The 13,558-nt window shown below is 41.8% G+C and carries 13 protein-coding genes and 1 other annotated feature; of the genes, 3 read left to right on the top strand and 10 right to left on the bottom strand.

All coding sequences use genetic code 11. From position 1 onward, the window contains the following. Positions 1 to 64: 64 nt before the first annotated feature. Positions 65 to 295 carry a DUF1797 family protein gene (locus DW738_RS00320; RefSeq protein ID WP_006596773.1) on the bottom strand — a complete coding sequence of 77 codons (231 nt, stop codon included), beginning with the start codon at positions 293 to 295 and terminating at the stop codon, positions 65 to 67. Between the two features lie 229 nt (positions 296 to 524). On the opposite strand from DW738_RS00320, the gene DW738_RS00315 reads away from it, so the two are divergent. From DW738_RS00315 to DW738_RS00300, 3 genes are all read left to right on the top strand, one after another. Next, the gene (locus DW738_RS00315; protein WP_023022487.1) at positions 525 to 2,792 is read left to right on the top strand and encodes an ATP-dependent Clp protease ATP-binding subunit; all 2,268 of its coding nucleotides are present in this window, start codon (positions 525 to 527) and stop codon (positions 2,790 to 2,792) included. 260 nt (positions 2,793 to 3,052) lie between these two features. Next, positions 3,053 to 3,502: an NUDIX hydrolase gene (locus DW738_RS00305; RefSeq protein ID WP_023022485.1), complete on the top strand. Its 450-nt coding sequence runs from the start codon at positions 3,053 to 3,055 to the stop codon at positions 3,500 to 3,502. Positions 3,503 to 3,569: 67 nt separating this feature from the next. Continuing rightward, positions 3,570 to 3,872, top strand: a complete 303-nt coding sequence (locus DW738_RS00300) for a DUF1827 family protein (protein ID WP_006596776.1) — start codon at positions 3,570 to 3,572, stop codon at positions 3,870 to 3,872. Between the two features lie 83 nt (positions 3,873 to 3,955). On the opposite strand, the gene DW738_RS00295 is transcribed toward DW738_RS00300, so the two are convergent. The 9 genes from DW738_RS00295 to ftsA form a co-directional block, all read right to left on the bottom strand. Beyond that, positions 3,956 to 4,390, bottom strand: coding sequence for a GNAT family N-acetyltransferase (locus DW738_RS00295; protein WP_023022484.1), 435 nt, complete (start codon positions 4,388 to 4,390; stop codon positions 3,956 to 3,958). Between the two features lie 215 nt (positions 4,391 to 4,605). Then, entirely contained in the window at positions 4,606 to 7,398 is a 2,793-nt protein-coding gene (ileS, locus tag DW738_RS00290; RefSeq protein ID WP_123160015.1) for an isoleucine--tRNA ligase, read from the bottom strand. Positions 7,399 to 7,449: 51 nt separating this feature from the next. After that, positions 7,450 to 7,666 (bottom strand) — a binding site (T-box leader). Beyond that, complete coding sequence (locus tag DW738_RS00285; protein ID WP_023022479.1) at positions 7,657 to 8,502, bottom strand: DivIVA domain-containing protein; 846 nt, start codon at positions 8,500 to 8,502, stop codon at positions 7,657 to 7,659. It overlaps the preceding feature by 10 nt. A 9-nt stretch (positions 8,503 to 8,511) precedes the next feature. After that, positions 8,512 to 9,300, bottom strand: a complete 789-nt coding sequence (locus DW738_RS00280) for a YlmH/Sll1252 family protein (protein ID WP_023022477.1) — start codon at positions 9,298 to 9,300, stop codon at positions 8,512 to 8,514. Beyond that, positions 9,297 to 9,557: a YggT family protein gene (locus tag DW738_RS00275; RefSeq protein WP_006596781.1), complete on the bottom strand. Its 261-nt coding sequence runs from the start codon at positions 9,555 to 9,557 to the stop codon at positions 9,297 to 9,299. Before DW738_RS00275 ends, DW738_RS00280 begins: the two co-directional genes overlap by 4 nt. Position 9,558: 1 nt before the next feature. Beyond that, positions 9,559 to 10,188, bottom strand: a complete 630-nt coding sequence (locus tag DW738_RS00270) for a cell division protein SepF (RefSeq protein ID WP_123160014.1) — start codon at positions 10,186 to 10,188, stop codon at positions 9,559 to 9,561. 9 nt (positions 10,189 to 10,197) lie between these two features. Further along, complete coding sequence (locus DW738_RS00265) at positions 10,198 to 10,866, bottom strand: YggS family pyridoxal phosphate-dependent enzyme (RefSeq protein WP_042507438.1); 669 nt, start codon at positions 10,864 to 10,866, stop codon at positions 10,198 to 10,200. Between the two features lie 2 nt (positions 10,867 to 10,868). Then, the gene (gene ftsZ / locus DW738_RS00260) at positions 10,869 to 12,146 is read right to left on the bottom strand and encodes a cell division protein FtsZ (RefSeq protein WP_120701160.1); all 1,278 of its coding nucleotides are present in this window, start codon (positions 12,144 to 12,146) and stop codon (positions 10,869 to 10,871) included. Between the two features lie 15 nt (positions 12,147 to 12,161). After that, positions 12,162 to 13,514 (bottom strand): cell division protein FtsA, encoded by a 1,353-nt coding sequence (gene ftsA / locus DW738_RS00255; protein WP_023026449.1) that lies wholly within the window; start codon positions 13,512 to 13,514, stop codon positions 12,162 to 12,164. Positions 13,515 to 13,558 lie beyond the last annotated feature (44 nt).

The following is a 13,558-nucleotide window of genomic DNA, read 5'->3' as shown; positions in this document are numbered from 1 at the left end:
AACTATAACAGTTTTCTTCCAACAAAAAAGAGACTAGATGCTCTAGACTCTTGATTGATACTTCTTAGTACAACAATTCGTAGATTTCCATTGCAATTAAGTCAATGCTATCGAATGTATAGGTCTCACGCGCTTCTACATCACGAAGAGTAAATACTGATCCATTTTCTTCATCATAGTTGTAAGCTACTTCAGCAACTACAACCCCTTCACGTTCAAAATTACGTTTTAAGTTTCCACCGTCTTTCGTCATCGCTTCCAAACGGCTGATAATTCGTACCAAATGTGATTCCATTTTGATTCTCCTATTTACTTTCTACTCTCCTATTTTATCATAAAAGAAGGAGGAAATTCCAATAAAAATCAACTTTTCCACTTTTTTCCTCTTTATTCCATGCCTAAAACCGGACTTCATACTAAATTCTTGCAAACTTTTAGAATACTGTTATAATGAAACTATAAAAGTTTGACTATTTCTGACCAATAGTTTCTACACTTTTTACCCTAGAGAAAGAGGTAAGAGAATGCTTTGTCAAAACTGTAAAATCAACGATTCAACCATTCATCTTTATACGAATGTGAATGGTCACCAACAACAAGTAGACCTTTGCCAGAACTGCTATCAAATTATGAAAACCGATCCTAACAATAGTCTCCTGGCAGGATTAAACCAACAAAATCGCGGAGGGCGGGATCCTTTTGAAGATTTCTTCAATCAACTGGGCAACTTCCAAGCTCCCCAAGAACCTCAAACGCCACCGACCCAATCAGGAGGAGGATATGGAGGTGGAAATGGCTACGGACAAAATGGGAACGGTCGAGCTACTGGACCAAATAGACCTCAAGCCAAACAACAACCAAAAGGACTCCTAGAAGAGTTTGGAATTAATGTTACTGAAATCGCTCGCCGTGGGGACATTGATCCAGTCATTGGCCGTGACGACGAAATTCTCCGAGTTATTGAAATTTTAAACCGCCGAACCAAAAACAACCCTGTTCTGATTGGAGAACCTGGTGTCGGAAAAACAGCTGTCGTAGAGGGCCTGGCCCAGAAGATTGTCGATGGCGATGTCCCTTATAAATTACAAGACAAGGAAGTTATTCGGTTAGACGTTGTTAGCCTGGTTCAAGGGACTGGGATTCGTGGACAATTTGAAGAACGGATGCAACAACTAATGGAAGAAATCCGTCGCCGTGAAGATGTCATTTTGTTTATCGATGAAATCCATGAAATTGTAGGAGCAGGATCTGCAGGTGATGGCAACATGGATGCAGGAAATATCCTCAAACCGGCTCTCGCTCGTGGTGAATTGCAATTAGTTGGTGCCACAACACTCAATGAGTATCGTATTATCGAAAAAGATGCTGCTCTTGAACGCCGGATGCAACCAGTCAAGGTGGATGAACCAACGGTTGAAGAAACCATTACCATCCTTAAAGGCATTCAAAAGAAATACGAAGACTACCACCACGTCCACTACACAGATGGTGCTATTGAGGCTGCAGCTCTCCTCTCCAATCGCTATATCCAAGACCGCTTCTTGCCCGACAAAGCCATTGACCTCTTGGACGAAGCAGGCTCTAAGATGAATTTGACCCTCAATTTTGTCGATCCCAAAGTCATTGACCAGCGCTTAATTGAAGCCGAAAATCTCAAGGCCCAAGCGACGCGGGATGAAGATTTTGAAAAAGCAGCCTACTTCCGTGACCAAATCGCTAAGTACAAAGAAATGCAAGGGCAACAGGTCACCGACCAAGATACGCCCGTCATTAGCGAAAAGACTATCGAACACATTGTTGAGCAAAAGACCAATATTCCAGTTGGAGATTTGAAAGAAAAAGAACAGTCTCAATTGATTAATTTGGCTGCTGATTTAAAAGCTCATGTCATCGGCCAAGATGAGGCTGTTGAAAAAATTGCTAAGGCTATCCGTCGTAATCGGGTAGGACTTGGAACGCCAAACCGTCCAATCGGTAGCTTCCTCTTTGTTGGACCAACTGGTGTCGGGAAGACCGAGTTGTCCAAGCAATTGGCCATCGAACTCTTCGGTTCTGCTGATAGTATGATTCGCTTTGACATGAGTGAATACATGGAGAAACATGCCGTTGCCAAATTGGTCGGTGCTCCTCCAGGTTATGTCGGCTATGAAGAAGCTGGCCAGCTGACTGAAAAAGTACGTCGCAACCCTTACTCTCTTATTCTTCTAGATGAGGTAGAAAAGGCCCATCCTGATGTCATGCATATGTTCCTTCAAGTCTTAGATGATGGTCGCTTGACAGATGGTCAAGGCCGTACCGTTAGCTTTAAAGATACGATTATCATCATGACCTCTAATGCTGGAACTGGCAAAGCGGAGGCCAATGTTGGCTTTGGAGCAGCTCGTGAAGGTCGCACCAACTCTGTACTTGGAGAACTCGGGAACTTCTTTAGCCCTGAATTCATGAACCGTTTTGATGGCATCATTGAATTCCAACCTCTCTCAAAAGAAAACCTGCTTCAAATCGTTACTCTCATGCTGGATGAAGTCAATCAACGTCTCGCACAAAATGAGATTCATCTGGATGTGACAGAGAAGGTGAAAGAAAAATTGGTCGATCTGGGATACGATCCAAAAATGGGGGCCCGCCCACTCCGTCGTACCATTCAAGACTATATTGAAGATGCGATTACCGATTACTACCTTGAAAATCCAAATGAAAAACAACTCAAGGCAGTCATGACCAGCAATGGAAATATTAGCATTAAAGGAAAGACCAAACCTGCAAACGAGGCAGAAAAAGTAACTGAATAATTGCATTTAAAAGAGGCTAGGACAAAAGTCCTAGCCTCTCAATTGTCTTTGGATTGTCGAGCAAGACGCAGTGGTTGAGTGGGCTCTACTACGCTGATTTCGTCAGCTTTTATAGCCCTACTCAACTGTGCGGAGGTGGGACGACGAAATCGAATTCTAACGAATGACCGATTTCTGTCCCTCTCTCTTATTTTTATCTCCTACTGCTTTTTATGTCTATCTATGTTATAATGATAAAAAAATAAGAAGCGAGTTTTAATATGACTGTTGCAACTTTTGGGACAAAAGAAGAAAATGTTGACTATGTCAATCGTTATGGAGTCTATGCGGTAATTCCAAATCCAACCAAGGATAAAATCATCCTAGTCCAAGCACCAAATGGAGCTTGGTTCCTACCAGGTGGTGAAATCGAGGAAGGAGAAGATCATTTCTTGGCACTCGAGCGCGAACTGATCGAAGAATTGGGCTTCACTGCGACCATCGGCGAGTATTATGGCCAAGCAGACGAGTACTTCTATTCTAGTCACCGCGACACCCACTACTATAATCCTGCCTATATCTATGAAGTAACTGACTTTGTAGAAGCTCAAAAACCGCTAGAGGATTTCAATAACATTGCTTGGTTCCCAATCGACGAAGCCATTGACAGATTAAAAAGAGGAAGTCATAAGTGGGGCATCAAAATGTGGAAATCTGCCCAAAAATTGTAAGCGACTTCTTTCACAAAATAAAAAAAAGTGTTATAATAAATGGAGAAAGAGCTTAGGAGGATCTCACATGAAGCTTATGAATACAACAAATAGTCATGCTACTCTGGTCAAAAGTCAATTAGAAAGTACCGATGCTACCCTTGTTGAGGTCTATTCAGCTGGTAACACCGACGTTATCTTTACCAAAGCTCCTACACATTACGAATTGCTGATTAGTAACAAACACCGTGCCATTCGTGAAACAGAAGTTGAAAAAATTCGTGAGTTCTTTTTAAAACGCAAGATTGATCTTCAAATTATTGACCAATCTGCTATAAAGACCCTCTACTCTGATAAACTGATCGAAATTTCTTTCCCAATTGCTAAGTAAGGTTCTTCTACCTTACTTTTTTCTTTGCTATCTTTTTTTTAAAAAAACATCCGTTCACCTCGATAATGAGATGAACGGATGTTTTATTTCTGATAGATCATTTTTACGTGAGGGGTAGAAGCCAAGATAAAAGGCTCGCTCACCCTTTGAAAACCTAGCTTTTCATACAAGCCAACTACCTGTTCTTGGGCCTCAATTTCAATGGCCCGCCCAGGAAAGCTCTGTTCACACAGATCCAAAATCTGCTCCACCATAGCCCTTCCCAGTCCTTGGCCACGACTGTCTTTGGCTACAGCAACTCGGCCAAAATGAATCGTAGTCCCCGTCTCAAAGATCCGTGCATAGGCATCTACATTTCCCTTTTCGTCTTGATGAAAAAGGTGAAGAGCTCTAAGATCAATAGCATCAAGATCATTGTAGATTCTTGTCTGTTCCACGACAAAGGTTTCCAAACGCAATTGAACGATCTCGTAAAACTCTTTTAGTTCTAGTTCTTTAAATTCTTTCCGGTACCACATCAGTTCCTCTTTATTGAAAAGTCGAGGCTGGGACAAAAGTCCTAGCCTCTTTTTTGTCTTTGGATTGTCGAGCAAGACGCAGTGGTTGAGTGGGCTCTACTACGCTGATTACATCAGCTTTTATAGCCCTACTCAACTGTGCGGAGGTGGGACGACGAAATCGAATTCTAACGAATGACCGATTTCTGTCCCACTCTCGATTTTTTCACTTCTTATTATTTGGCTTCAAATCCTTCTGCTACTGCGTCTGCAAAGTTTTCTTCTACGATGCTTGCACAGTGGTCACAGATGGTTGCGTTGTAGCCACGTTCTGCTGTACTTGGATCGATACGACGGCAACGATCACAAACCTCACCAGCTGCACGTTCAACAGTGAAGGCAACATCTTCGAAGACCACCGCACCTTCTGGAGCTGGACCTTCTGCGATGGTCAATTCTGAGACAATCAAGAGTTGAGCAACATTGCTATCCACTGCCCCAAGAAGAGTCTTCACTACTTCGTTTGGATACACCGTCAAGTGAGCTTCAAGAGATTTACCGATCACTTTTTCATTCCGTGCTTCTTCTAAAGCTTTTTGAGCTTGGCCACGGAAGTCCATGAAGGCTGACCAGGCATCCAAGATTTCTTCTTGGTTAGCAAATGTTTGAGCTTCTGGTAATTCTGACAATTGAACGAAGTCTTCCGCTTCAAACTCAAGATAAGACCAGATTTCCTCTGCAGTGTGAGGAAGAATTGGTGTCAAAAGTTTGGTGATTTTCACAAGAATGTCATAGAAGACTGTTTGCATCTGACGGCGTTCAAGTGATTTCGCACCTTCGATGTAGACAACATCTTTGGCAAAATCAAGATAGAAGGCTGACAGATCAACATTGATAAAGTTCACCAAAGCCTTGTAGATGGTCAAGAATTCGAAATCTGCATAAGCATCACGAATGGTCTTAACAAGCTGGTTAAAGCGAATGGTCATGTACTTATCGACAGAACGAAGCTCTTCATAAGCTACTGCATCCTCAGCTGGGTTAAAGTCAGATGTGTTCGCAATCAAGAAACGAAGGGTGTTACGGATCTTACGGTAAGTCTCAGAAACTTGGCTCAAGATATCCATAGAGATACGTACGTCGTTGCTTGAATCCACACTGGTTACCCAGAGACGCAAGATTTCAGCACCAAATTGTTTTTCAACATCGCTTGGAGCAATTGTGTTTCCAAGAGATTTGGACATCTTCTCACCTTTACCGTCCAAGGCAAAACCTTGTGACAAGATTTGTTTGTAAGGTGCTACGCCATGGTTTGCCACAGATGTAATGAGTGAGGAGTTGAACCAACCACGGTACTGGTCAGAACCTTCTAGGTAAAGATCAGCTGGGTATTTGAGTTCTGGACGGTTGACAACTACTCCATTCCATGATGAACCGGAGTCGAACCATACGTCCATGATATCTGTTTCTTTCTTGAACTCTCCATTTGGAGAACCTGGATGCGTAAATCCTTCTGGCAAGAGGTCTTTGGCATCACGTTCCCACCAGATGATGGAACCATGCTCTTCAAAGAGTTGAGCCACATGCTCGATGGTTTCAGCTGTCATGATTGGTGTGCCATCTTCAGCGTAGAAGATTGGAAGTGGTACCCCCCAAGCACGCTGACGAGAGATGACCCAGTCACCACGGTCACGAATCATATTGTAAAGACGAACTTTCCCCCATTCTGAATGGAACTTCACTTTTTCAATTTCGTCCAAGATTTCTTGACGGAATTTTGAAACTGAGGCAAACCATTGTGGTACCGCACGCCAGATAATTGGTTTTTTTGTACGCCAGTCAAATGGGTAGGAGTGAGAGATTTCTTCTTGAGCAAGAAGCAAATCACCAAGCTTTTCAATGACCGTTGGGACAACCTTATCATAGAATTGACCTTCAAACTCAGGGCCAGCATTCGCCATCATGATCCCGCGTTCGTTAACCGTTACGGCAACTTCTAGACCATTGGCAACACCGACATTGTAGTCATCCTCACCAAAACCAGGGGCTGTATGGACAATACCTGTACCAGAGTCTGTTGTAACGTGATCACCAAGGATCACGAGTTCATCTACTGCTGTATCCCATGGGTGTTCTGTCACGATGTGGTTGAGGTCTTGTCCACGGTAAGTTGCCAAAACTTGAACATCAGCCCAACCAAACTTCTCAGACAAACTGTTCAACAATTCTGCAGCTACCACAAACTTACGAGTTTCGCCAGCTGGTTGCACCAAGACGTAATCAATATCCGCACCAACAGTCAAACCACGAGAAGCTGTGATGGTGAATGGTGTTGTTGTCCAGACAACGATGTATGTGTCTGTATCTAGGACACCTTTCCCATCTTTAACCTTGTTGGCATAGTAAAGGGACGTAGAAACTAAGTCATGGTATTCAATTTCCGCTTCAGCAAGAGCTGACTCAGATGACCAAGACCAGTAAACAGGCTTCGCTCCACGGTAGATATAGCCTTTATTAGCCATTTCACCGAAGACACGGATTTGCGCTGCTTCATAGTCAGGTGTCAATGTTACATACGGATTTTCCCAGTCACCTGAAACACCCAAACGCTTGAAATCTTCACGTTGTTTATCTACTTGAGAGAGGGCGTATTCACGGCAAAGTTTCAAGTATTCAACCAAGTCCATCTCTTTGCGTTTGACACCTTGTTTTGCCAAAACTTGCTCGATTGGCAATCCGTGTGTATCCCAACCTGGGATGTATGGTGCGTAGAATCCTGACATAGATTTCGAACGAACAATGATATCTTTTGAAATCTTGTTCAGGGCATGTCCTACGTGGATATTCCCGTTAGCATACGGAGGGCCATCATGCAAGGTGAAATGAGGTTTCCCTTGGTTCAATTCTTGACGGCGTTGATAAAGCTTTGCCTCATCCCATTCTTTTTGCCATACTGGTTCTTTTGTGGGAAGACCTGCCCGCATCGGGAACTCTGTCTTACCTAAATTTAGTGTCTCTTTGAGTTTCATGGAGTCTCCTATAAAAAATTATGATACAAAATAAAAGACCACGACCTCGCCAAAAAGGACGACAAGTCGTGGTACCACCTTCATTCAAGAAAGAGACTAGTCTCTTTCTCCTCTTTTGTCGCTAACGCTGACCAGCGTTAGTGGTTACTCATTTCGCCACTAAGATTTGTAAAAGGATCTACCTTAACAAAGGGAGTACAGGTCTTCCACCATCACCTGCTCGCTAAAACTATTTGATAAGGTCACTGTTTTTACAGATTATAAAATTGAAACAGTTTCCCGTTGTTCTTCCCCTTCTGGAGCGTCGATATCATCAACTTCAGGAGTTTCTACAACAATTTCTTCAATAGAATCTTGATCTACTTGATTTTTTTCTGCTTCTTCCAAAGCTTCTTGAACCTTTTCATTCAATCCTTCAAAAGCTTGAGTCGCAGACAATTCACGGTTTACAGCTTCAATATGTTTTTGCAATTCTTCAATTTCAGCACGTGAGAATTGACGAGTTAAATCAATTGCTTCATCATCGTAGTTATGATGAACCGTTTCTTCCAAAGCTTTTTCGACTACTTCACGGAAAGCCTCATCACTTGTTTGAATATACATAGCAGTTGGGCGAAGAATTTCATCCCATTCTGGTGTATCAATGATACTCAATTGACTTTCAATAGTTGATTTCAAACGTTGGTGGAAGACACGTGTCTTATTCTTCAATTCTTCCGTTTCTACTGCAACTTTCTTGGCATTGTCTGTAGCATGACGGAGAATCTCATTCGCTTTCGCTTTTGCTTCTTCGACTAGGTGGTGAGCATCTTGCTCAGCTTGACGAATAATCGTTTCTGAACGCTCATTTGCTGCGTGCTTCACACGTTCCGCAGTATCTTGAGCGATCAATACTGATTGACTCAAAGAGTCTTTCATTTCATCAAAGTAATTCAAGCGTTCTTCCAACGCACTAATTTTTGTTTCCAATTCATGTTTTTCACGAACTAATTTTTCATAGTCTCGGTAGACCATGTCTTGAAACTCTTCAACTTCTTTAGCATCGTAGCCTCTAAATTTTACATAAAAGCGTTTATCTTTGATTTCTAAAGCTGTAAGTGCCATAGTTACTCCTTATTTTCTACTGGAAAATACTTCAACTGTTATTTTGTATTTCCCGCTTTTTGATTGGCCGTTTTCTGATAGAAATTTAAAGCGGCCATATTTTCGAACACTAATTAAATCTGCTACTTGAATCATCCGACTAGGATTATCAATTGGCGCATAGTTTACCTTTACTTGGCCAGACTGAATCAATTGAACAGCAACAGACCGAGCAAGCTTAAAAGTCGAGGCTACTAGCTTATCAAGCCGTACACTAGTAACCAATAGGTCTTTGATCTTGGATGGTTCTTCTACAAAAATCCTGTCTCGACAGTCGATCTCACGAATCTTCACAGAGGCTTTTGCAATTTTTCTAAGATTCTCTTTGAAGTAGGAAGAGAAACGTGCATCCACATAAATATGAATTTTCCCCTGCCCAACCACGATATCTCCAAAAGACTTTCTTTCCAAGCCTAGCTGATGGAGAAGCGAGCCCAAAACTTGAGAATGACTTAATCGATAGAATTTATCCGGATAGAGAACTTCTAATAAGGCAATCTCAAAATCAGATGCATCCAACACATAGTAGCTAGGAGCAAGAATCACCCGTGCATATTCTGTTGGATAAATTTCTGAACTTGAGAATACCTGCAAACCGTGGTGGGCACCAATTTGTTGTAAAATATCAACCTGATGTGGATTTAAAAAAGAGGTCAGTTCAAAACTATACTGTTGCTCCACCCGAGCCACTAATTCTAGGACTCGATCGATAAATACGTGATCTTCTTGACTATAGTGTTGATAAAATCCCTTGGTCATATAAATTGTACCAAAAATTGAAGGACAAATCGTTCCACTACGGACAGAGCGAGCAAGGCAAACATGACCGTAAAGTCTAACCCACCAAATTGCAAAGGAATCTTTCTAAATAGGCTCAAAAATGGTTCGACGATCCGTTGAACCATTTTAGCTAAAGCCGATTCTGATGCATTTGGAAACCAACTAAGCAACGCATAGATGATTAATACTAGCTCAAAAACCTGAAAGAAATTTCTAACTAATTGTAGGACAAACATATTAACGATTTCGTTTCATATCAAAGTCATATTCAGCAATTTCGACATCATTTGGAAGGCGAATATCTTCAATATTCACAACGACATTGATTGGTGTTAGTAAGTACATAGTACTTGCAACACGACGTAGATTCCCGGCTAATACATAGCGAGCACCATCCAAATAATCCAAACATCTTCTCGCCTGAACTTCAGTCATGTATTGGAAGTCAATGAGAATACTTTCGTTTGCCAACAACAAGTCAACAATTTCAGTTGCTTCTTCGTATTTACGAGGATAGCGGACATCAATTGTAATCTTTTCATCTGCAGCAGAACGATTTCTTGCCAACTCTTGTTGACGTTGATGAAGTCGAGTAATATTTTCAGAAGATGATTTTTGAGATGAAGCTGATTCAACCACTGCTGTAGAAGCTACTTGTGGACGACTTGCTGCAACAGGAGTAGATTTCTGCTCCTTGGCAGCTACCACAGCTTTTGGACGTGGTTTTGATGATGGTTGTACTGGTTTAGGGGATGATACAGGTTGGCTAGCACCGACTGCTTGAGCAGGCGCTTCTTGCACATCGTACTCATCTCCATCTTCAGTAAAATAATCAATCAATCGATCAAATCTATCTTTAAATGACATAATTCTTTCCTATTTGAAAAATGAGGTCCCAATTCGCACAAAAGTCGCACCGTTAGCAATTGCTACATCATAATCACGACTCATTCCCATGCTTAACTCTGTAAAGGGCATATTTTTCAACTGTTTCTTTTGTAATTCTTTTTGAAGTTGGTGAGTTGCTGCAAATATGGCTTGCAACTCGTCCTGACTTGCCTCAAAAGGAGCCATCGTCATTAAGCCAACAATTTGTAAATTATCCAAGTTTTCCATTTCTGGAAGAAGAGCATCGAGCTCTTCCGGAGCAAATCCATGCTTGCTTTCTTCTCCAGAAATATTAACTTGTATAAAACATTTAATTGGGTGACTCGCCCTTTTTTGAATTTCTTGGGCAAGCTTCATAGAATCTAAAGCATGGAAGTAATCTACATAATTGATAACTTCTTTTACTTTACGACGTTGGAGACTACCGATCAAATGCCAGGTAAGTCCCTCACCTTTTAGAGCTTGGTATTTTTCTAGAAATTTATCAACACGGTTTTCACCGATATGACGGACTCCTGTATCTACCAGAGCCTTAGCTTGGTCGATACCGACATACTTAGTAACAGCAATTACATTCACCTGATCAGTGCGGTTTGCTGTTTCCATTGCTTGTGCAACCTGCGAGAATATACGCTCTTTATTTTCAATCAGATTCATTCTTAACGGTTACGGAAAAATGGTGGTGTTTCCAACTCATCATCTTCTGAAGAAGAATCCACATAGCGCTCAACTTGACGACCAGTGCTAGTATCAGACTGACGTACAATGTTTTCACGACGAATGTCCCAATCTCCAAACGCAGATCCACGAGGTTTTTCTTGTTTAGCACGTGATTGAGGAGTAGGCATGTCGATTTCTTCCTTCAAATCGAATTCGCGATCAAATTGTGGAGTTTGTGGACGTTGTTCACGTGGTCCAGTTTGATAATAACGTGCTGAACTTGGTGCATGAGATGCAATTCCACTAACTTTTTCAACTTTGTCCTGACGAACACCAGTTGCGACAACCGTTACACGAATCTCATCTTTCATTGATTCATCAATAGATGTACCGAGCCAAATGTTTACGCCATGACCAGCTGCTTGGTTAACAATTTCAGAAGCTTCTTCTGCTTCAATCAAGGTCATATCCAAACCACCAGTAACGTTGACGATCACATCTTCAGCACCGTCAATGGTTGTTTCAAGGAGTGGTGAGTAGATGGCTTTACGAGCTGCTTCAATCACACGCTCTTCACCATTACCAACACCGATACCCATCAAGGCATTTCCTTTGTTTTCCATAACAGTCTTCACGTCAGCGAAGTCAAGGTTAATCAATCCTGGGCTTGTGATCAAGTCAGTGATCCCTTGAACCCCTTGGCGAAGGACATTATCTGCTTCACTCAATGCTTCAAGAAGTGGTGTTTTCTTATCAACAATTTCTAACAAGTTGTTGTTAGAAATGATCAACAAGGTATCCACATGCTCGCGAAGTTCATTGATCCCTTCGATTGCATAGTTGCTACGTTTGGTTCCTTCAAATCCGAAAGGACGAGTCACAACGGCTACTGTCAAAGCACCAACAGCTTTAGCAATACGAGCGATAACTGGTGCAGCACCTGTACCAGATCCTCCACCCATTCCCGCTGTGATGAAGACCATGTCTGCACCTTGCAAAGCTTCCGTCAATACTTCTTCACTTTCTTCTGCGGCTTTACGACCAACCTCAGGTTGACCTCCAGCACCCAAACCACGAGTCAACTTAGGACCCAATTGGATAACTGTTTCTGCTTTTGCACTTGAAAGTGCTTGTACGTCTGTGTTTGCTGCGATGAATTCTACACCAGCAACTCCTTCGTCAATCATACGGTTGATGGCATTACCGCCACCGCCACCGACACCGATTACTTTAATAACTGCACCTTGTGCCGCTGCTGTGTCAAATGAAAATGTCATAAATACTTACACTCCTTAATCAAACATATTACCGATTAAATTCTTCATTCGGTCTGTAAAGGTAGTTTTTTCTTCTTGTTTTTGTTCTTCAACTGGATGTTGTTGCTCGACGTTTACTACAGGTTCAATTTCGTCCGGTACATAAGCTGGAACTACTGGTTGCTGTGTTGGGCGTTCGAACTGAATTGGTTGCTGACGAAGACGTTGGTCCCCATGTACAGCAGCCTGAGCAAGAATATCTACATCTGTTAGATTTCCTGCATATTCAGACAAGCTAATCACGTGGGCAAAAGCTGGATTGCGGATACCAATTTGATTTGGAACGTACAATTTCACATTTACACCAAAGACTTCTTGTGCCAACTCTTCAATACCAGGGAGAATAGCGCCACCACCGATGATGACAATTCCTCCAGGCAAATCAAGCAAATGTCTTCTTTCAAGATCTTGTTTGATTTGGTCGAAGATGTGTTTAATCCGAGCTGAAATAATTTCTGCCAAATATTTTTCAGATACTTGAACAGGTTCTACTTCACCAATCACTTCAACATGGAAGACTTCATCACCAACTGCAGGAACATAAGCTGCTCCATAGTTGAACTTCAAACTTTCTGCTAATTTTTGAGAAGTTTTCAATACTTTAGAAATATCCTTAGTAACGTAGTCGCCACCTTCTTGATAGATATTTGTAAATTGAAGTTCTTGATTACGAACAGAAGCTACTGTCGTTTGTCCTCCACCTAAATCAATGACAGTCGCACCAAACTCACGTTCTCCTTCGTTTAATACAGACTTAATCATTGCAAGCGGTGAAATAATGATGTTTTCAACTTGTAAACCAGCACGTTCAACTGTTTTCCGTAAATTATGGAGGACAGTTCTTGGACCAGTATACAAGAGTCCACGCATTTCCAAACGAATCCCCATCATACCACGTGGGTCACGAATTCCTTGGAAACCATCGACTGTGAATTCTTCTGGAATAAAGGTAATGACTTCACGGTCAGGCGTCATACTCTTCGTCAAAGCAGACCTTACAACATTTTCCACGTCTGCATCCGTAATTTCTTTTGAATCACTGGTTACAGGAATCATTCCTTGAGTTGCTTCAATTTGAAGAAGGTTCGCTGGCAATCCAACGTTGACAAGATTGATTGAAATTCCTGCTTTTTCTTCTGCCTGACTTACTGCATTTTTAATCGCATTCGAAGCAGCCTCAATATCAACAATAATTCCATCTTTGACGCCAGCACTTTTCGCATTGCTGACTCCAATTACATTCATTTCTCCATTGACATGTTCTGCCACCAATACTTTTATTGAACTAGTACCGATATCTAAACCTGTAAAAAAGCCGTTTCTAGCCATTACACCAGTCCTCTCTCTTTTGTTTTCCTATACGTCAGTTAGTA

The organism is Streptococcus sp. AM28-20 (assembly GCF_003603595.1).
Taxonomy (GTDB): Bacteria; Bacillota; Bacilli; order Lactobacillales; family Streptococcaceae; genus Streptococcus; species Streptococcus ilei.
This window is presented reverse-complemented; position numbering and strand designations above follow the sequence as displayed.